10 protein-coding genes are annotated in these 22,061 nt (G+C 51.8%); 6 read left to right on the forward strand and 4 right to left on the reverse strand.

Features of this window, described 5'->3' with window-relative positions; translation table 11 throughout:
• The first annotated feature begins 257 nt into the window (after positions 1–257).
• Together rlmJ and MXE41_RS00315 are read left to right on the forward strand one after the other, a co-directional pair.
• Positions 258–1,115: a 23S rRNA (adenine(2030)-N(6))-methyltransferase RlmJ gene (rlmJ, locus tag MXE41_RS00310; RefSeq protein WP_247098956.1), complete on the forward strand. Its 858-nt coding sequence runs from the start codon at positions 258–260 to the stop codon at positions 1,113–1,115.
• Between the two features lie 919 nt (positions 1,116–2,034).
• A complete protein-coding gene (locus MXE41_RS00315; protein ID WP_247098957.1) occupies positions 2,035–3,033 on the forward strand; it encodes an aldo/keto reductase in 999 nt (332 codons plus the stop codon).
• Positions 3,034–3,267: 234 nt separating this feature from the next.
• Here the strand turns inward: MXE41_RS00315 and MXE41_RS00320 are convergent, their stop codons facing one another.
• Both MXE41_RS00320 and dsbB read right to left on the reverse strand, forming a co-directional pair.
• On the reverse strand, positions 3,268–4,587 hold the full coding sequence (locus tag MXE41_RS00320; RefSeq protein WP_247098958.1) for an HRDC domain-containing protein: 1,320 nt from the start codon (positions 4,585–4,587) through the stop codon (positions 3,268–3,270).
• Positions 4,588–5,611: 1,024 nt separating this feature from the next.
• Positions 5,612–6,157 carry a disulfide bond formation protein DsbB gene (dsbB, locus tag MXE41_RS00325; RefSeq protein ID WP_246978193.1) on the reverse strand — a complete coding sequence of 182 codons (546 nt, stop codon included), beginning with the start codon at positions 6,155–6,157 and terminating at the stop codon, positions 5,612–5,614.
• A 2,502-nt stretch (positions 6,158–8,659) separates the two neighbouring features.
• Here dsbB and aspA point away from each other — a divergent pair.
• From aspA to MXE41_RS00345, 4 genes are all read left to right on the forward strand, one after another.
• Positions 8,660–10,084, forward strand: coding sequence for an aspartate ammonia-lyase (gene aspA, locus MXE41_RS00330; RefSeq protein WP_247098959.1), 1,425 nt, complete (start codon positions 8,660–8,662; stop codon positions 10,082–10,084).
• Positions 10,085–12,076: 1,992 nt separating this feature from the next.
• The gene (locus tag MXE41_RS00335) at positions 12,077–13,474 is read left to right on the forward strand and encodes an anaerobic C4-dicarboxylate transporter (RefSeq protein ID WP_246978208.1); all 1,398 of its coding nucleotides are present in this window, start codon (positions 12,077–12,079) and stop codon (positions 13,472–13,474) included.
• Positions 13,475–15,956: 2,482 nt separating this feature from the next.
• Positions 15,957–17,585, forward strand: a complete 1,629-nt coding sequence (gene nhaB / locus MXE41_RS00340) for a sodium/proton antiporter NhaB (RefSeq protein ID WP_247098960.1) — start codon at positions 15,957–15,959, stop codon at positions 17,583–17,585.
• 1,308 nt (positions 17,586–18,893) lie between these two features.
• Entirely contained in the window at positions 18,894–20,192 is a 1,299-nt protein-coding gene (locus MXE41_RS00345) for a multifunctional CCA addition/repair protein (RefSeq protein ID WP_247098961.1), read from the forward strand.
• Between the two features lie 205 nt (positions 20,193–20,397).
• On the opposite strand, the gene MXE41_RS00350 is transcribed toward MXE41_RS00345, so the two are convergent.
• Positions 20,398–21,237 (reverse strand): undecaprenyl-diphosphate phosphatase, encoded by an 840-nt coding sequence (locus MXE41_RS00350; protein WP_246978189.1) that lies wholly within the window; start codon positions 21,235–21,237, stop codon positions 20,398–20,400.
• A gap of 322 nt (positions 21,238–21,559) precedes the next feature.
• Positions 21,560–21,814 carry a hypothetical protein gene (locus MXE41_RS00355; protein WP_247098962.1) on the reverse strand — a complete coding sequence of 85 codons (255 nt, stop codon included), beginning with the start codon at positions 21,812–21,814 and terminating at the stop codon, positions 21,560–21,562.
• Between the last annotated feature and the right edge of the window lie 247 nt (positions 21,815–22,061).

The raw sequence follows: 22,061 nt of genomic DNA on the forward strand, positions 1-22,061 counted from the left end.
ATGAGCTTTGTTTACCTCTGGCCACAGTACCAGCTATGGGACCTGGCAATATGGCTGGCCATGGCGGCTTACGCAGCGCCGCAGCATATGGGGCAAAGCGCAGCTGAACACGGCGCACTGTGCTCTGCGCTGCAAGGGCCAGGTCCCTGCGGTGCTCCTGTGGGGCAAGATGCTGTCGTGTTCTTTCGGGGCCAGTCGTGCACTGTCCTGTACTGTTTTTTGCTGTCTGATAATAATGTTTCTGGGAGGAGCAGGTAATGCTCAGTTATCGTCACGGCTTTCATGCCGGCAATCATGCTGATGTGCTTAAGCACATGGTGCTGTGTCTTATCATGCGTGCCCTCAATGACAAGGATAAGCCTTATACAGTTATCGACACTCATGCCGGTGCCGGTATCTACGACATGACCTCGGCTTTTGCCCGCAAAAACAGCGAATTTGCCAGCGGCTGGCTGAAAATTGCCAAAAATGAGCGCTTAAAGGAGCTGGTACCTGAGTACTGGCAGGCCTGGGAAAAGGCTCAGAGTGAGCCGGGAGCCAATAAGGGCAATATGTATCCGGGCTCCCCTTTTATTGAGTATGCTCTGGCCCGCAGGTCCGACACCATTTTCCTCAATGATATCCACAAGGCCGAGTACGAAAGCCTGCTGCAGATCTTCAAGCGCAAGCGCAATGTGCGCGTGGAGTTTCGTGCCTGTCAGGACACCATTGCCGCACTGCTGCCTCCTGTCAAGAAGCGTGGCGTGATTCTTATCGATCCTCCTTATGAAAATGAGCAGGAGTACCGCTGGACTGTAGATGCGGTAAAGAAGGGACTGGGACGTTTTGAGCAGGGTATTTTTGCCATCTGGTATCCGGTACTGGGCCGACTTCATGACCACTCCCGTAATCTGACCCAGCAGATACGCCGCCTCAACCGTCCGCTGCTGCAGGTAGAACTGCGCGTTTGTGAGCAGCAGGAAGAGTACGGCATGTGCGGCAGCGGCATGCTTATTGTCAACTATCCTTACCAGATAGATGAAAAGCTCGAGCCTGTAGTTGGTGAGCTTTACCAGTGCCTGTGCGACCCTGAGAAGGGATCAGCCCGCCTCGAGATTCTCAACGAGAAGTCATAACAGCTGCAGCCTTACCAGCAGCCGGCTTTACGGCAGAAGCTGCGGCCGCCAGCTGCTGTTCAGGTCTCTGCCCCTGATGCTGGCGTTGCCACTGCCATAGCGGAACCTGCAGCCCTGTCTGGCTGTATTAGCTGCAGCAATTGCCTTGCAGTGAGTCTGTACCAGCAGCTGCACAGCAGCACCTGCCAAAAGGCAAACCCCCCATAAGCAAGAGAGCCCATACTCACATGAGTACGGGCTCTTATGTTTTTCAGGACCTGTTTTTTTAATCTGAGCCGGGTCGGGCGCTGGCAGAGCACTTATGAGCTGCACCGGTCAGTCAGCCAGCCAGCCAGCCCGCCAGTCAGTCAGCTATCCTGTTATACGCTAAATGCTTTTATAAAACTTTTATAAATTATATCAGGAATACACACACCCTCTCTCTCTCACTTACTCACACACATACAGTCTGTAAGTGAGGGCTATAACAATAATCTAACTGATACGGGAGCATGACGGGCTTTTCTTATGACAATCTATAAATGAGGCAGAAGTGCACAGGAACTTGCTTATGACAGTCTTTAAATGCGGTGTGGCGCTGGGGATAGTGCTTTCCTCATTTAAAGTCTGTCACAGGTTTAGACATTATATGTACGACATGAAGTATAAGGTCTGCGCTGCCATGGGAAAGATGCTCTGCTGTCACGGCGGTCAGCCTGCTTTGTCATGGCGTTCAGTGCTCTCACGGATGTCAGTCCAGCTTTGTCATGGCGTTCAGTGCTGTCACGGCGGTCAGCCCGGCTTTGCCATGGCGTTCAGTGCTTTCATGAGGAAGGGCCACTGGGGCGTGGGGGAGTATTTGCCTGAGCGTCCTGATTTGCTATTGTGTATATCTCCGGGGGCGCTGGTGCTGCCGGGATTATCTCAATGGAGGCTGATAATGTATCGTGCTGCCGATTCCCGTTATGAGGATATGGTATATAACCGTCTGGGCAACTCCGGCCTGAAGCTGCCTGCTGTAAGCATGGGCCTGTGGCATAACTTTGGTCATCAGAACTCTCAGGAGGACATGATCAATATCCTGTGCTACTGCTTTGACCATGGCATTACCCACTTTGATCTGGCCAACAATTACGGCCCTGAGCCAGGTGCTGCCGAGTCCAACTTTGGTTATATACTCAACCGCTGTTTCCGTCCTTACCGTGATGAACTCATTATATCCACCAAGGCCGGCTTTGACATGTGGGATGGTCCTTATGGCGACTGGGGATCACGCAAGTATCTGCTGGCATCTCTTGATCAAAGCCTTAAGAGAATGGATCTTGAGTATGTGGATATCTTCTACCATCACCGCATGGATCCTGAGACTGACCTTGAGGAGACCATGAGTGCGCTTGCCTCTGCTGTCCATCAGGGCAAGGCTCTGTATGCCGGACTTTCCAATTACGACGGCCCGACTCTGGAGCGTGCCACCGCCATACTGCGTGAACTGCATACTCCTTTTGTCATCAACCAGAACCGCTATAGCATCCTTGATCGCACCATTGAGCGCAATGGCCTCAAGGAAAAGGCCGCAGAGCTCAAAAAGGGCATTATTGCCTTTTCCCCTCTGGCTCAGGGCCTGCTCTCTGATCGCTATCTCAATGGCATCACTGCTGACAGCCGTGTACTGCACGATGGCCGCTTCCTCAAGGAAAGTGATGTCAAAGAGCACCATGATGTCATTGTTAAGCTCAACAACATAGCAAGAGAGCGTGGTCAGTCACTTGCTCAGATGGCTCTGTCCTGGGTGCTGCGTGACGGCATCGTAGCTTCAGTTCTGGTAGGTGTCTCCAGGGTCTCTCAGATTGAGGACAATCTCAAGGCCATGAGCAATACTTCATTTACTGATGAAGAGCTGCGCGCCATTGATGAGGCCTGCGGCTCCTTTATCAGCTAAGCAGGAATTAGCCAGCTGCGCCGCTGTGCGCCAGTGAACTCTACGCCAGTGAACTCTACGCCACTGCAGCACCCCGATAAGGCAGTGCAGGCCGGCCATGCAGCATCGCCACATGCGCTTGAGCTCCAGCAGCCCCATATGCACTGGAGCTGAACCTGATGACCGGGCCTTACTGCCCTGATATAAATAATAAAGGCCTGTATTAACAGGCCTTTATTATTGGGGATTATGAGGTCACGGGGTGCTGCTTTGAGTGCGGTTCTGAATATCAGAAGAGTCACCATGGTCAGCTGCCTCTGCAGCGTCGGCATTGTAGGTGCTGTCGCTCATCTGGTTTAGCTTGAGGTAGTTGGAGACAAAGTCAGGTGATGGCAGTTCGCTCAGAGCGTCGCTGTCAGCACTGTGCGACATGGGCTCAAGAGGAACATCCAGAGGACCTAACAGATCAAGGCGCCAGGAGGTCTGCAGCAGGGGAGTCTGTCCCAGAGCCTTGGCACGGAAGTAGTCATTGAGCAGCTGTTTTTTAAGCAGTACCTGAGGGCAGATATTGCTGTTCTCAAGCTTCTTGCTGATAGCCCTCTTGAGAGCCTCGAAATTCTCCTGCATGCTGCGCTGATGGGAGAAGTAGTCATAAGGAATGGTCAGATCAGGGTACATAGGAGCCTGACGGGCCTGAGCAATCCATTTGACAATGATATCGCCAAACTGCCTGATGGTGCCATGCTTGACGCCACGGTGCTCCAGTTCTTTTTTGGAACGTGGCATGTAGCGGGCCAGCTGCCACATGGACTTGGAGGTAATGATGCGGTTTAATGCCTGGTTTTCACTACGGGCCAGCTCCATGCGCTCACGGGCCAGGTAATGCAGAACGTTGAGTTCCTTTTCATTGAGCAGACCGGCGGCAGGGATGGCCAGATAGGCATTATCCTCATCGACATCACTGATATAACGGGAGCGAATATAGTTCATCTCCTCAATGAAGTAACCGAAATTACGTTCAGAGATGATTTCCCTGATTTTGTGGAACAGGGGCTCCAGATACTCAACATCAAGGGCTGAATAGTTGAGCTGCTCAGTGGTCAGAGGACGGTGAGTCCAGTTGGAGCGGGTGCAGTCCTTGGCAAGGGTAATACCAAGAAATTCCTGCAGGGCAAAGTTAAGACCACGTCCATAGCTGTGGCCGCAGAAAGCCAGCATCAGCTGCAGGTCGTAAATACGCTCAGGGAGAATCTGGTCGCAGTTGATACGGCGGGCCTCATGGGCAAGAAGCTCAATATCCTCAGAGCAGGCAAAGGCCAGCACAATGGCTCTGGTATGACACAGAGCTTCAATCAGGGGCTGAACCTGACCTTCAAGCATCCATACATCTACCAGATAGTTGCAGTCATGAATGGCCAGCTGCAGTAAAGAGAAGTCCGGATAGTAGCAGGTGACGCGCATGAACTCGGTGTCAAGACCAATAAGGTCATTCTCACCCAGCGATTCAATCAGATTGCAAAGCGTTCTGACACCTGCTGGTGAGTCAATAAACTCGTAGTAGACATCGTCGTCCATAATTTAAATCTCCTGCATTATGGGTTTCAGCCTCATTCTGTGCTGATAACTCTCAGATTATCCTGCTGGCAACGGGACGTGCCCGTGCTGCCCAATGCATTCTGGTAATGTGCCCGGTTCCAAACCATGGCGTAAGAATGGTCAGAGAACCAGGGACCTCAGTCTGACAGGTAACCTTAAGTGAGTTATCAGGTAAGAATGTCCCCATGACAGCTTACAGTAGCTTCTACCGGTATCTGCATGTGCAAAGCATGTTAGCACACGCACAGCTATTAGGCGATCGCCCGGGGCTTTGGACGTGAAAATTTACCGCTGTGAAAATCGATGATCGGGATGCAACAGGTATCCGAGCGCAGGGGCTTGAGTTCAGACTGTCCATGGTTGTTACGCATACAGCCAGAGCACTGGCTGCCACAGCGCAGCCTGCCTCCGCCAGGTGGGCTGCGGTTTGCCACGAGGGTTGCCTGCGGTGCAGCACGAGGGTGGATTGCGGTGCAGCACGATGGTTGCCTGCGCTTCATCAGAGTCCCTGTCTTTAAGCTCTACTGCAGGCCTCAAAGAGGCTGACATTGAAAGGCTTGAGGTGCGGCGGTGCATTCATTCATGCAGCTGATGCAGCTGTCGTGCTGCAGATAATGCAAATGGCTGCAAAGGTCTGAGGGCAGAGCTGCAATAAGATGTTGAGAGCTCAGAGAACTGTGTATGGAGAGATAGCCAGGGGCAGGGACGCCGCCCATGTTCAGAAAAGTACAATGCTGCGTCTTTAAGCAGTTATCACTTTGAGAAGGTGGGACACGCAGATAAAAACCATGTCTGGCCACAGTGGTTCGGGAAAAGCGCATTTTTATGGCTGTGTTGCACACTGATGTTATGACTGACAAAAACACAGAAAGTTCAGTCAATTATGCCGGGGGCAGGCTAAGAGGCAAAGGCGTGGCGGGAGATGTGGCTGGACCGGCCATGAAAACAAAACCCCGCCATATGGCGGGGCTGTTAGTGACAGGACAAGGCGCTGACGCTGGTCTTAGATATAGAAATCGACGTAGTCGTTGCGCTTTCTCTTTAAAAACTCGCTGACCAGGAAAATGCTTGATACCAGCAGGCCGCAGGAGAATGAGGCCAGAATCCACTCAGGCATGGTAAAGCCCAGCAGGCTCCAGTCCAGAGGCTCGCAGGATGCTGTAGGTGAGAACATCCATGGCAGCCACTGATCAAGAGGCATAAATGAAGGGAAAGATGGCTTGAGCTTGCAGACTGCTCCAAAGCCGCTCTGATAAACGGAGGTCATATGGTCAAAGGCCACGATGACACCACCGGCGCTGCCCGTCAGAAAGGTCAGATTTGCAATGTTGCGGAACAGGAAGTTGGTTGGACGTAAAAAGCCAATCAGTCCTGCAGCAATAAAGGAAAGATAGAAGGCACGCTCATAGACACAGTTAACGCATGGAGGCAGGCGCAGGTAGTACTGGAAATATAAGCCGGCACTTTCCAGAATCACACCCAGAAGCAACAGTAATATCCAGGTAATGCGATGGCGCACGAGCGATTGAACAAGATGAAAGAATCCCATATCAAGCCACATCCTGTATCCAGAGAGAATTAATAGGCGCAGAGGCTGCCTGTCATGTAATGTACTTTAAATTGTCAGTAAATAAAAGACCTGTACTGGCGCGGTAACTAATTATCACAAGCTCGATAGCGGGCAGCGCAGCTTAAGATTGTGTGCCTTTAATCAGCAAAAGCGCGGATGCAACAAAGGTAAATCTTATCAGGCATGCAGTCCGCAGTACCAGCGTGCCAAATTATGCCCCTGGATCCAGGGGGTAATATTCTGACTGACTGTCTGCTCATCACTGCGCTCCTGGCTTTTCATAGAACCATGACAGGTACATGGCATAACTCAGCTCATCTAAGATGCTGTAAGTGGCTTTTGCAACTGGAACAATACAGCTTCACATTGCTGGCGTATGACTGCCAGGATGCTGTACACGGCTCAGCCGGAGTACAGTGCAGTAGCAGCAGGTAAGTAAAGGTTTGATGAGAGCCGGAGGTCTGCTTCTTATATCTTTACTGTTATGGGGAATAGCTATGTAACCTGCCCTTTAAGAGCAGTCTGAGCTGGTTGAGCGGCTGGTGCAGATGCGGACAGGACAAGTAAGAATGAGGTCTCAATGAGCGGGCGCTGTGCCGTGACGCAGTGAGCCTGTGACTAACAAATTGAGCGAGCGCTGTGCCGTGACGCAGTGAGCCTGTGACTGACATATTGAGTGGGCGCTGTGCCGTGACGCAGTGAGCCTGTGACTGACATATTGAGCGGGCGCTGTGCCGTGATGCAGTGAGCCTGTGACTGACATATTGAGCGGGCGCTGTGCCGTGACGCAGTGAGCCTGTGACTGACATATTGAGCGGGCGCTGTGCCGTGACGCAGTGAGCCTGTGACTGACATATTGAGCGGGCGCTGTGCCGTGACGCAGTGAGCTTGTGACTGACAAATTGAGCGAGCTTAACCAGTGATCTGCAGTGTCTGCAGGCGGCTTTTGTATGGCGGTTTCACCTCCCAGCTGCAGGTGCAGCTGCGTGGGGGGATGTCATGGCGCGGCTGAAGGGGCAGCTACGTGCAGCTGCATGTTCAGCTGCGCAGAGGGGACTTTGGAGTGAATGCCTGGTTGAGGCGCAGTTAAGTGAAAGTTGAGTGAACGTTGAGTGAGCGTTGAGCGGGGCGGCAGATGGTGCAAATTAGAGCGGGCGCTGTTGAGTGAAAACCTGGATTGTGGGTTCGAAGGGAGGTGTTTGATAGCAGATCCGGGGGAGAGATGATACTGGGAACATAACCGTCAATATGGCCGGTTTTTCGATTAGTGCACGGAAAATTGTCGATGAAAACTGCCTGTTTATCATGATTTATGTTGCGAAAAAGGCACGCACAGTGCACGTAAGATGTTACAGTAAAATTTGCAAAAAATGTGCATGCGGCTTTTTCAGCTTGTATGACAGATGTAAAAAGCCTTTTATATCAGCTTTCTATGTGTTTTGCACTGTTATGGTGCCGTGCTTTTGACGCCTTACAGTGTGATGGATATCAATTTTGCAAGGCTGTTTAACCAGCTGCAATGGACATTTTCATGCAGGGCCTGCAAAGCTCCGTAAACGTTTCAAATTTCAAGAAAATCCAGTATCTACTGGGTTTTTAAAGGATAAGGGGTATAGGTTGCACGTACGGTATATGTGTTGTTGTGGTACAGATCGTCTGTGTTGGGCTTATTGCAGGGAGGGGCAGTGACAGTTAAGTGAATGCGCCAAAATGGAGCAAAAGCGATAAACAGGCGATCCCTTATGGTGAGTCAGGGGTGAGTTTTGTTGCAGGCATAATTGTCAGTCGTTATCAAGGAAAAAGTGATTTTTACACCAGTTTTGCTGTGAATTTGTGGGCTATATCTCATTTTTAAGGGTGATAATTCGCTGTGTTTCACAATTTTGGGCAATTTTGGGAAAATAAATCTGCAAACTGATTAACATGTACTTACGCTTTCACTCAATTTTTGTTGAGTGATCGTCAATCGGAAATGACAGTGTCAGGTGACAGTTCAGTCTCTGATGTTGCGCCACCAGAAAGCTCCTTTACAGGACCTGGATGGACAGGCTGCAGCCACCACAGGATTTCCGCAAGTCATCAGGGCTGTTGCCATATCAGAATACCTGAGCTGCATTTCTATATATCTCCTCTGGTACTGATCGTCAGCGGTGATACGGCATATACATAATGCCTCAAACTACCACTGCGGCAGTCTGTGTGATTAGTTAAAGTTTATATAGCCGTCTGAGCAGGCTTGTACATATTACAGAGCTCCTGCTCTGTAAGATTCAGACAGCTGTTATCTGTCTGCCGTACCCTGCACTGAGATTATGACGCTTTCGGCAAGTTCCTTTTCATGAACCTGACGGGATGAGTCAGAAAGCAGGGCTGAACCTGTCGCTATCAGTGATTGCCATTTATTTTCTTTGTTGGAGGCAATGACAGGGGCAGGGCAGACAGAGTTTTTTTGTTAGCTGAGATTGTTTTGGAGGTTTTTCCATGCGCAAAGAACACGATTTCATCGGTGAACTGGAAATTGCAGATGACGTTTACTATGGTGTTCAGACTTTCCGCGCCAAGCAGAACTTTGACATTACCGACGAGCATTTAAAGGACTATCCAGCCTTTATTTACGGTTATGCCAAGGTTAAGAAGGCCTGTGCCCTCACCAATCACGAGTTAAGCCTCCTCGATAAGGAAAAGTGCGACTTCATCTGTAAAGCCTGTGATGAGATCCTCACCGGCAAGTACAACGACCAGTTTGTGGTAGATATGCTCCAGGGTGGCGCCGGTACTTCTACCAACATGAACTCCAATGAAGTCATTGCCAACATCGGTCTGACTCTGATGGGCCACAAGAAGGGCGAGTACGAGTTCCTTCACCCAAATGACCATGTCAACCTTTCTCAGTCAACCAATGACTCTTACCCAACTGCTCTGAAGATCGCCATCTACGATTACATTGAGCAGCTCTTTGAAGGCATCAAGGTATTACGCGACTCCTTCTCCCGTAAGGCTGAGGAGTTCAAGGACGTCATCAAGATGGGCCGTACCCAGCTGCAGGACGCCGTACCAATGACCGTAGGTCAGGAATTCCACGCTTTCGTAACCATGCTCGATGAGGACCTCTCCCGTCTTGAGGAAGCCCGTCAGCTGATGCTGGAAGTCAACCTCGGTGGTACTGCTATCGGCACCGGTATTAATGCTCACCCTGACTTCTCACGTCTGGTAGTTAAGCACTTATCCGAGATCACCGGCGACAAGTTTGTTTCTTCCTGTGACCTCGTTGCCGCTACCCCTGACTGCTCAGGCTATGTTCAGGTAATGGGCGTGTTAAAGCGTATGGCCATCAAGCTGTCCAAGACCTGTAACGATCTGCGCTTATTAGGTTCCGGCCCACGCTGCGGTCTTAACGAAATCAACCTGCCTAAGATGCAGCCAGGCTCTTCCATTATGCCAGGCAAGGTCAACCCGGTTATTCCTGAGGTTGTAAACCAGGTCTGCTATCACGTAATCGGCGCTGACGTAGCCGTAGGTTTTGCCTCTGAGGCCGGCCAGCTCCAGCTCAACGTAATGGAGCCAGCTATCGCCTACGAGATCTTCAAGTCCATCAAGATGCTCGACCGTGCCTGCCGTACTCTGGCCACCAAGTGCGTTGACGGTATCACCACCAATGACAAGGTATGTCTGGACTTCGTAATGAACTCCATTGGTATCGTTACCGCTCTGAACCCATACATTGGCTATGAGAACTCAGCCTCCATCGCCAAGGAAGCCCTTGAGACCGGCAAGCGTGTCCGCGACATTGCTCTGGAGCGTGGCCTGTTAAGCGCTGAGCAGCTCGATGAGCTCTTAAGCCCTAAGAACATGTTACAGCCTGAGCTGTCCGCCGAGTCACGTGCCCACTTCGCCAAGAAGGAGTAAGGCTCTTTCAGCTGGCAAGGCAGATGCGTGAGCAAAGGCCTTTCCATAACAGCAGCGGTAACCGGGCAACGCGCCGCACCGCTGCCCTGGACCTGACATCAGGTCCAGCACTGCATAAGACATAAAATGCTTTATATGCAGTTTTATATACTGTCAGCATGCCTGACAGTGGCAGAACCGCAGACCGTATGTCTGCAGGCTGCCCCCTGAATAACACCGGTGACACGGGCGCGTCTGTCGGCAGCACGGATCCGGAAGTCAGGGATGTTCTTTTGTGCAGTCATGCGTGCCTGAGGCCGCTGCTGCTTACTGATGGCCGCTAAGGCGGCCATCCCGATTTCTCATCCGGATTATTTCCGGAACTATAACTGACCTGCAAGGCCATATGGTTTAAACAGGTCGCAAGACCGGACCACTGAGGTCTGTAACGGAGCGCAGTAACAGGTAAGACTCCAGGGGCAGATTTCATTACCCGGCAAGGCAGGAGAGCATGAGCAGCCCTTGCTGACATCTCTCCATACAGGAAAAAGAGGTGATTGTCCTTAAATCTGCACAGGCTGTCCTGTCAGGACTGAGCCTGCAGCGCAGAAAGGAAAAGAGCAGGTCAGGATCAGGGCCACAGACTTAAAGTCCGTAAGAGCAAAAGGCCGCCTGGGCAGCTCAGTTTCACCGGATTTTTCCAGGGTATCCTCCCTGATGCAGGATAAACATCACCCCACCAGGGGACATCAACAGACAGCACTTTAACCGGTGCTGAAAATTCCAACAAAGAAAAGCCAGGGCAGGAGTGATTTTTTGCTCTTGCCTTTTTAGCCATTGATGGTTCTTTGAGGGAAAGGTTTGAGCGACCTGCTATGCAGGTTGCAGCAAACCACAGCCATACCTGTGCCATATGCTATGTGCCACGCAACAATCCAGGCTGTCAAAATTGATGTTCACAGAGGGTGTTCTTTATTGTCATCACAGCCGCCACCTCCGGGAGGTTGAGCCGAAGCTTTGATGAACCATGCTGCTCAGACCCAAGTTGAGCTGGAGTATCCAGCCAGCCAGAATTCCAGATGCAGGTATATCCTGCAGTCATATGCAGGCTGCTGCAAACGAATGCAGCCGCAACCAGATGTGGCGTAGCCGCAATCAGATGTGGCGAAGGCACAACCAGATGTGGCGCAGCCGCAATCAGATGTGGCGCAGGCACAACCAGATGTGGCGCAGCCACAACCCAAAGCGCCGCAGATGTACAGCCGCACCCTACAGCGGTGCAGCGGCGCAGCTGTGCAGCCGCAAGCTAATGTACAAAGGGACTGCCCTTGCAGACAGAGTCTGCTCTTGCAGATATTTACTAAGGAGCGCAGCACGGGCTGCGTAATACAGGTTTAAGCCGGCTGTTTCCCCAAGCTCAGGGACAGCAGGCTGCTGACCGGACCAGCTGATACTCAGCTGTTTCACATGCCAGCTGTACGCTGTCAGGGCCGTCAGCATAGTCAAAGACCATATGAGCGCAGGTAAATTCCTGCTGCGCTGGTCACTTTGACGCAGGGCGCATCAGTTTGCCGGCCCCGGCTGGCAGTGGTGGAATCAACCTTCCAGCCGGGCAGGGATATTTGCTGTTCCTGAGGGGCTGATGCAGGGAGCTGTGAAGCTGACTGTTTTTAGATGGCAGTGAGCTCCCATTGTTGAGCCTTTATAAATAAGAGCTGTTTTTCTTTGTTGCCGATATTAAATCCATTGCAGTCTGATTTTCTGCCGCAACTGATATCACTGTCCGCCAGTCATCCATGACAGATGAACGCGGGTCATTCACCTCAACTGAACGTGCCACCGGCACAGTAAAGCTTCCTGTTTTCAAGTATCTCCGGTCAGGCTGTTTTTCAGCATCTTTGACTGCAGTGTCTTGAGTGCAGTTGCTTTGATGAGATGAAAGGCGTGATAGCACTGCGGTCCGGATCAAATCAGGCTGGCCACGCAAGTGGCTAAGGAGAATCTATGGATCTGTTGCTTATTCTGCGCCTGCTGGTGCTCTTTGGCGTTATCTTCATGGGTATTCGCCTGGGCGGTATGGCCATTGGCTATACAGGTGGTCTTGGTGTCATCATTCTCACCGTATTCCTGGGAATGAATGCCGGTGCCATCCCTACCGACGTTATTCTCATCATTATGTCAGTTATTGCTGCCATTACCGCTCTGCAGAAGGCAGGCGGCCTTGATTACATGGTACGCATCGCTGAAAGGATTCTGAGAAACAATCCAAAATACATTAACTTCCTTGCGCCTACAGTTACCTACGTGCTGACCATTCTGGCCGGTACCGGTCACACTGCCTTTGCCATGATTCCTGTAATCGTGGAAGTTGCCAAGGAGCAGGACATCAAGCCTGCCGGTCCTTTATCAATTGCCGTAGTATCAGGCCAGGTAGCCATTACTGCTTCCCCTGTATCTGCTGCCGTAGTTTACATGACCGGTGTACTCGAGCCATATGGCTGGTCCTACCCTGCCTTATTACTGGTATGGCTGGTTACCACCTACGCAGGCTGTATGATTGCTGCTTTCATCATGTCCACCTTCTTTAACAAGGGCAAGCTCTCTGATGACCCTGTCTACCGTGATCGTGTAGAGGCTGGTCTGACTGCCCCTGTTGGTGCCAGGGAGCGTTCAGAGCTGCCTGAGACCGCCAAGAGTGCCGTGATGATCTTCTTAACCGGCGTGCTCTTTGTAGTTCTGTATGCCACCTTAATCTCTGACGTTATCCGTGTACCATTTACTCAGTACCTCCAGGCTAACATAGCAGATGGCGGCAGCATCATCTCCTCAGCACTGCTGGCTGTTTTAGAGCCATTAAAGCTTGCCCGTGACGGCGCCATCATGTCCTTCATGCTGCTGATTGCCACTTTCATTGTTATGAAGTGCAAGCTCAACACCGGTGAACTGGCTGATACCCCAACTTTCAAGTCAGGTATGACTGCCTGTATCTGTGTGCTGGGTGTAGCATGGCTGGGTAACACTTTCGTTGCCGGTTACAGCGATCAGATCCAGGCCTTCTCCAAGGACATCATCTCCGTATACCCAGGCGTTCTGTCCATCGTGCTGTTCTTCATCTCAGCACTGTTATACTCACAGGCTGCTACAGCCAAGGCTCTGATTCCAGTAGTTATCGTAGCTCTGGGTATTGATGCCGCTCCAGATCAGGCCTACATCCTGGTTGCTTCCTTTGCCGCTGTTTCCGGTCTGTTCATTCTGCCAACCTACCCAACCTTACTGGGTGCTGTACAGATGGACGACACCGGCTCAACCCGCATCGGCAAGTATATCTTCAACCACTCCATGTTATTGCCTTGCATACTTAGTATCTTCATCTCTGTAGCTCTGGGCTTCGTGATTGCTCCAATCTTCTAAGCCTGAGCTCTGATAGTTCAAGTCCGGCGCGGTCAGTCAGCCAGTGCAGACCTGACCGCAGCCAGGATGGATACTCACCGGGCCAGCCCGCATCAGCGGGCACCATAAAGACAAATCGCAGGAAGCCGCGCTCAGGCGCAGCAACCTGCGATTTTTCGTTTCAGCCCTGTAACCCGTCATCTGATGCCCACAATTTTGGTCACTAAGGCCTCAAAGGCGCCACACGGGGGCACGCTGGCGCGCACCTGACTGAGGCGCGTCATAAGTTGCCCCATCAATGCACTCCAGCCAGAGGTGCCAACCGGCGGCCCGCAGGCGCACCGGCCTGATGTGCGCTATCCGGATGGGCATGGATAAATGCGAGCTGAAAATATCATATGGTACTGCGAAAGCCGTGCACATGGGGCCGGCCATGGGCGCAACGCATTACACCATAAGTTGGTAGCTGAGATTGCTGCAGTCGCCTAAGAGGAAAAGCTCAATTTGCATGCTCCTGCAAATCCAGCAGTTACAGTAGCCTGCGGAGCCTTGGAATATCATGTCCTGTCATGTCCTGTCTGTGCGTGATGACTATGGGCTCAGTCAGGAATACCGGCTTCGTTAGAGGAGCTGGTGGTCAGAACGGCTAAGTCGCCAGGTCTTCAGATGGCTTTTTAGCCATATTTAGGGGTTTTGAGGTGGTTTTGGAGCACTTTTGGGCCTGAAAGTGGTGATTGACGTCAATTTTGGATTGTTTTGCGTTACTTTTGGCGCAAAAACAGTGCGCCATTTCGTCTCTTGTGTTATTTTATCGTGCGTTGAGCGGCACAGGGCCGTCTCTTGCAGGTGAAAGTCATGCTGCCCCGGACGAAAAACAAGGGACGGCAGGGATTTTATCGCCTTTTGTTCCTGCAGCGTTTTTGTGTGCTGCAGGGAGCTGGCACATGCTGCACATGCTTATGCACGCAAAGTCACAAAGATGTGTATTAATAAGTCATTGTGTGCCTTATTGCAGCTTCTGACACGCAGACAGCCGTCTGCGTACTGTCCTGTCTGGTCTTTTCTGGTGAAAATCCAGGATTTTTGTGACCGTACAGGACCGTAAGGCTGTTTTTTTTGCAGTCTTTTGCCAGGAACTTGCAATACATCACAGCGTGAAAAAAAGCCACGCATATAATGAATTTCAGGTAACGATAATTTTCCGTGCAGAACTGTACGCTCTTTATTAAAGGTGGCTTATAAATTCTGGACGGCTAATTAATATGCGCTTATCTTAACGTTACCTTTTGGGATTATTGTCCTGACTCCCCTGACAACCTGTTCCGGGCTGTGCCCTGCAAAGGGCACGGCCTGCGAATGCGTCCAGTGCATACGTAATCTTCAGGTGCTCCATGCAGTTTCCAGTATGGCTGACATGTCGCAGCAGCTGAACTTTTAGCAGCAGCAGGCTGCAGTGCCATGATTACGGTTGCATTTGATGCCACGCAACCAGGGACTGTTGCCAGGTTGAGTCAGTAACATGACCTGAACTATGGGGACTGTGAGCTGCTTTCAGGCAGCCACAGAGCAGCTGTCTTTCATTGAGAATGTCAGGCCCCATGTCAGGTCAGCCCTGGCTGAGCGGTATTAGCCGCATAAGTGCTCCTGGTATGGCGCAGCCATGTACAGGGCAAAATCTCATCCCCGTGTTGCACGGGGCTGAGTCAGCCCGACTCCTTGCATTTCCCATTAAAGGAGTCGTCAGGGCCGGAACTGAGCGGTGCCATGCCGCAGCTTCCAGCAATCAGGCCAGACAAAAGGATAATGCTCGCTTTTCCGAACTGATACCTCAGGAGAGCACCAGAGACGATTTGACTGCCGGTGAATGCCGGCTGAATATCAGGTTAGCCCGGCTCCAGGTCGGGCACCTGAATATGGCAGGACAAGCCCGGATACATGCAGATAAGCCCGGATGTGGCCGGACTTGACCGGCCTCAGGCCGGGTGACCCATGCTGTATGCCGGGGATGCCGGATCTGTCTTGATGTCAGCAGTAACAGTCTGCTGCAACCCCGCCTTAATCTTTATCTGTCTGTCCCCAAAGCAGTTGTGAAGCATCGTGGCGCTGCCCGGGCTGCCTGTGAACCTTTCACTGTGCAGCAGTCTCATGCTTTTATCTCATGCTTATTGCACAGTTAAATGCTGTGAGGCTGCAGGTTGTCTCCCTGCTTGTCAGCTTATGCGGATCTGTATCTGTTTTTGCAAGGCAGGCCGTTTGTCATGGAGCAATCTGATGGCCGGGGCGCGTGCCCCCGGGCATTAATGGAGATGGCCGTGCCGGTGGTTGTGGTCAGGGCCGTTGTTTGGGTGTTTTAGCTCTGCACTTTTCACATGCTTGCAGTTATGTGTGTCTTATCCTGAAGTGGCCTGCGCTGCAGGTAACAGCAGGATCTGACTGGCAGGTAAAAAGTGCCGGGCGGGGGCCGCAAGGTTCCGTGGTTTGGTTATTTAAACGAGTGGATGCTATGCCGCAAATTACTTACAGTAAGGCTTTTGCCCTTAACTTTATGGGCACCGCACCAGGCTGGTATAAGATATTTATTGTTGCCTGTCTTATCATCAACCCTGTTCTGGCCATGATCTCTCCGGTACTTGCCGGCTGGGTTCTGGTTGCTGAGTTCATTTTCACCCTGGCGATGGCGCTTAACTGCTATCCGCTCATTCCAGGTGGCTTCCTTGCCATTGAAGCTGCAGCCATTGGCCTGTGCGACATGGAAAACGTGCGCCATGAAATAAGTGCCAACCTTGAAGTAATTCTGCTGCTGATGTTCATGGTGGCAGGTATTCACTTCGTACGTGACGTGCTGCTTTTCACATTCACGAAGCTCATGGTAAAGGTACGCTCTCACGTATCACTGGCCTTGATTTTCTCCTTCCTTGGAGCTTTCCTGTCAGCCTTCCTTGATGCTCTGACTGTGCTGGCCGTTATTATCACCATCAGCATGGGCGTATACCGTTACTACCATGATCTGGTTTCAGGTGATGCCGCCACTGCCCGTCTTGGCAATGATAACTACGTCAAGGATGAGTACAAGGCCGACCTAGAGCAGTTCCGTGCTTTCCTGCGTTCTATCCTCATGCACGCAGCTGTTGGTACCGCTATCGGTGGTGTATGTACCATTGTAGGTGAGCCTCAGAACATCATTATCGGTAACATTGCCAACTGGCAGTTCGTTGAATTTGCCGTACGTGTATCTCCTGTTTCCCTGCCTGTAGTTATCTTCGGCTTTGCCACCTGCTTTGTTCTTGAGAAGACCAGGATCTTTGGCTTTGGTGTTGCCATGCCTGAGTCCGTACACAAGATGCTCGTTGAGCAGGATCAGCACGCCTCCGAGAACTTAAGCCGTCGTGACCGCATCCGTCTTATCATCCAGCTGCTGTGCTGCATCTGGCTGGTAATCGGTCTTGCTCTGCACCTTGCTGCCGTAGGCTTAATCGGTCTGTCAATTATCGTTCTGGCCACCGGCTTATGTGGTGTTACCTCTGAAGAAGAAATCGGCAAGTCCTTCACTGAGTCTCTGCCATTCTGCGCCCTGTTATGCGTATTCTTCACCGTAGTTACCGTAATCTCCCAGCAGGAGCTCTTCAAGCCATTAATCAACTGGGTACTGTCCACTGATCCATCAGTACAGCTGCCTATTTTCTATATTGCCAATGGTATTCTTTCTGCTGTTTCTGACAACGTATTCGTTGCTACCATCTACATCCAGGAAGTTTACGCTGCCATGTTAAACGGCGTTATTACCGGTGAGCACTTCGATCACCTGGCCATCGCCATTAATGCCGGTACCAACCTGCCATCCGTTGCCACCCCTAACGGTCAGGCTGCATTCCTGTTTTTATTAACCTCCGCTCTGGCTCCGCTTATCCGTCTGAACTATGTACGTATGATGTGGATGGCTCTGCCATATACCATTGTTCTGACTATTGTTGGCTTAATCGGCACCTGGTTCATCCTTCCTGAAATGACTCAGGTTATGATCGATTCCGGTCTCATAGTATCTGGCGATATTCATCACGCTCACGAAATGGGCTCAGCCTTAAAGCAAGGCGCTGAGGGGGCAGCCCCGGCTCTTCCTGTCATGGGCCACTAAGCCGAAGCTCAGTTAATCAGTCACCCTGACCGCCAGTCAGCCGCCTCTTCAGGGCAGCATGACTGGCTCTCCCCGCCGGGCAGAACCAGCATAACTATGCTCGTTCCTGCCTGGCAAGGGACCGACCATATGGCTGACTGTAACTACTCTGGCACCTCAGGTGCCCGCCAACAGCGTTTCCTGGCAACGGGAAGCGCTGTTGTGCTTTCAGGGCTCCACAAAACAAACCGATCGGCACCACCCCTCCTGTTCTCAGGACCGGTCCGCCCTGTCTTGCTGACCTGGCCTGCCTGCCACAGCAAGTCAGGCTTGTCCGGCCAGCAGCCAACCTGGTTTGTCCGTACAGAAGCTAATCAAGCCAGTCCGGCCGGCAGCCAACCTGGTTTGTCCGTACGGCAGCTAATCCAGCCTGTCCGGCCAGCAGCCAACCTGGTTTGTCCGTACAGCAGCTAATCCAGCCTGACCGGCCAGCAGCCAATCGGGCTTGTCCTGCCAGCTGCCAATCCAGCCTGTATGGACAGCATCCAGATCCTGGCCAGCTGCTCAATAGCAGTATCGTACTGTGGCTCCAGTCAGAGTTATGATTGATCATGATTCAGGTATTGTCTGTACAGGTCAGACTTTCTGCCCGCCCCTTCAGACCGGTCACCTCGCTGTTCTTCAAGGATTCGCTTTGGCTATGGCTCAAGTACGGGCTGTGATTAGCATGAGTGAGTGGGACAGGGGGCGATCCTGTGCACCACAATAGTCCATATACTGTGCTGTAGCTGATGATAATAGTGGTCATATGGCCTAAACTGTCGGTGCGCTGCATAGCATGCAGGTGCCTGCAAAACGTTCTTTGGGTATAATCAAACCATCATTAATGTGTTGTTTGTGTCCCGGTCCTTTGCCATTGAACAAGGGGATACCGGAGACAGTGTGTAATTTAAGCTTTTCTGGCAGTTCCGGTTGCATGCCTGACTGCCTTTTCTTTCCTTGCCTTACATGGCTCTTGTCTTTACGGCTTTATGAAGTCTGTGCAGTGCAGCAGATAAGACTGCGCCGACCAGCTGCGGCAGCATCAGCATCATCGCCTGCAGCTGGCCTGACAGCTGCCTGAGCTGGCAGCCTGTCAGCTGGTGCTTCAGCACTTTGTCCTGCTTTAGGATATGTAACAGACATATCGGGCTTTTATGTGCCGGTTACTTGCAGACGGTGTTGCCAAGGTGGCGTACTGATGCTGATGGGGCCCGGGGGATTATGGAAAGAGAGGGCCGTGAGGCATGCCAGGAGTGGCCGGCGAGGCTGTGAGCAGGAGAGGGCACAATGCAAATTTATCTGGTAGGCGGTGCCGTACGTGACAGGCTGCTGGGAATTGAGGGTGCTGATCGTGATTATGTGGTTACCGGTGCCTCAGTAGAGCAGATGCTCGAGCTTGGTTATCACCAGGTGGGCAATGACTTCCCCGTTTTTTTACACCCTGAGACCAAAGAAGAATATGCTCTGGCCCGTACTGAGCGTAAAAGTGGTCAGGGCTACAAGGGCTTTTCCTTTACTTTCTCACCTGAGACTACTCTTGAGGAAGATCTGATTCGCCGTGATCTGACTATCAATGCCATTGCCGAGGACAAGGATGGCAATCTTATTGATCCTTACCATGGTGTTGAGGATCTCAAGAACAAGATTCTGCGCCATATTTCACCGGCTTTTATTGAAGATCCGCTGCGTGTGCTGCGCGTAGCCCGTTTTGCTGCCCGCTTTCATTCTCTGGGCTTTCGTATTGCCGAAGAAACACTGGAGATGATGCGCCGTATCTCTGAATCTGGTGAGCTTAAGACTCTGACTCCGGAGCGTGTCTGGATTGAGCTGCAAAAGTCACTGCAGACTCCAAATCCTGAGGTCTTTATCTACATTCTCCACTGCACCGGAGCCCTGGGTGAGGTGCTTCCTGAGGTGGAAAAACTCTCAGGCGTGCCTGGTCCAAAGCGCTGGCATCCTGAGATTGATACTCTGGTACACACCACCATGACCGTGCACCGTGTGGCAAGGGAGACCGATGACCCGGTAGCACGCTTTGCCATGCTCTGTCATGACCTCGGCAAGGGCCTTACCCCTCCAGAGTGCTGGCCTCATCACAAGGATCACAACATCCATGGCTTAAAGCCTCTTGAGGAGCTGTGCCATCGTCTTAAGGTGCCTAATGAGTACCATGACTTTGCCCGCATCGTGGTCTACTACCACTCTTTTATCCATCACCTCTACCGTGAAGGTCCTGAGGGCGTAGTAAGTCTGCTCGATCATCTCGATGCATGGCGCCGTCCTGAGCGCATTCACCCATGGATTGTGTGTTGCAAATGCGACTTCCTTGGCCGTAAGGACTTTGAAGGCCGTACCTTTGAACGTGCTGAGTACCTGGCTCGCATGTTTGAAATCTGCCGTGAGGTTACTGCAGCTCATTTCGTTGAGCAGGGGCTGCGTGGTGCTGAGATTGGCAAGGCCATTCACCGCCGCCGTGTTGAGCTGGTTGCCGAGTTCATGAAGACCATGCCAGAGGGCGAACTTAACGACCACAACTATCTGCCAACCAATGACTGCGATCACGACAAGTTCCACACCCGCGACTGATGCCAGGCTGCGTCGCGCTGCAGCGCAATGCCGCAGCGCGACTGGCGGCAGTGGCGGCTGCCCACTGGCGCCGACAGGCGATAAGGGTCTGCCGGTTTTGTGGATCCCATAATGCAACAGGGCTCCTGAACATGAAGTTCAGGAGCCCTGATTTTTCTGCAGGGGCATCTTCAAGATAATGCTGCCCCTGGTGGTGGCTCCGTGCTTATACGCAGAAGTAGAGCAGAGCAGCACCAAGCAGGATACGGTAGATAACAAATACTGCCATGCCGGACTTGGAAATGAAGCGCATGAACAGGGAGATAACAATCAGGCTGGAGATAAAGGAAAGAACAGCACCTATGAGCATCTCCATTGGGTTGGCTCCCACTGTTTCATTATTGATGAGCTTGATGCCCTCGTAAAGTGCTGAAGCCAGAATGATAGGGATGGAGAGCAGGAAGCTGAAACGGGCAGCAGCCTCAGGACGCAGACCAAGGAACAGACCTGCAGTCAGGGTAATACCTGAGCGTGAGGTACCTGGGATAATGGCAATGGCCTGGGCAAAGCCAATGATAACAGCCTGTCCAAGGGTAAGGTGACGCAGAGTATCTGGGCGCTCAGTTTCCATATTGGCAAGAGTACGGCTGTTGAACTTGCGATTGACGTATGAGGCCACACCAAGAAGCAGACCAAAACCGATGGTGGTGTAGGCAATTACATGAATGGAGCGGGCTACTGTTCCAATGAACTCCTCCAGCATCAGGCCAGCCAAAGCTGCCGGAATGGTAGCAATGACAATGAACCAGCCTACACGGCTGTAAGGGGTATGGCGGCGCTTTACAATGGACTCGAGGGTATGAGTAAAGATCTGGGAAAGGTCGGAGATGTAGTAAATGATTACAGCCATCAGGGTACCAAGGTGAACGGCAACGTCAAAAGCAAGTCCCTGGTCTTCCCAGCCCAGAATCTGACTTGGGAAAATGAGGTGGGCACTGGATGAAACAGGAAGGAACTCGGTAAGTCCCTGCAGCAAAGCAAGGACGACAATATGGGTAATAGGCACTTACTTACATCCTATAAATGGTGTGCTGACTGAACTGTCTCTCATCTGAGTTTCCAGCCCAAAGAGCTCACAAGCATGTTTTCTGTATTCCGTGCCATGGCACGGTTGTATGAAATGACTGTGCAAAGGAACGACAGATATGGCGTAGATGCGTCCATAAAGGGCAGCCTCGCAGGCGGCACATATGGACAGTACTGTCAGGAAGGAACCTGTCACAGGTGCTGCCGCGCACGGTCTTAGAGAGAGAAATTATTCCCCTGTATGGGAACAGGGAAAGGATAATAGCTCATTTTAGACTGCAATGGTGACGAAATGTTCTCATTTACCCAGCAATGACACACAAAAGGTCAAAATGCATACACCTCATCATGACGCTTAGCTGCTGCTCCAAAACCTGCATATCAACAGACACTCCCATGCTCACTACACCCAATGGACTTTGCAAAAACATAAACTCACTGAGTTCTAAGCTGCGGACAAAACGCAGCCGCGCAGCACAGCCAGTCCCGCATAAACTGCCTGTATCGAACAAATCTGCGGCACCATAACCGGCATAAACAGCCGGCAGCACCAGCACCAGCAGGGCTCCTGCAGCCTCCTTGCTCCTGACGCAGCGATTTCATGCCACAGCGGCTCCAGCCGCAGCGATCTCCAGCCGAAGTATGCTCCTTTCCAGGGCACTGTTCAGAGGGCAAAACATGTATGGCAGGGGCATGAGGCGCCATCTGAACGCATATCAGCCTGACCAGTGTGGTGAGCTTTGGCAGGCTGAAAAGATCATGCCCGCAGCTGCCAGGTCAGGCTGTTTCAGGACAGCTGTAACC

It is taken from the genome of Anaerobiospirillum sp. NML120449 (genome assembly GCF_023051105.1).
Classification (GTDB): Bacteria; Pseudomonadota; Gammaproteobacteria; order Enterobacterales; family Succinivibrionaceae; genus Anaerobiospirillum.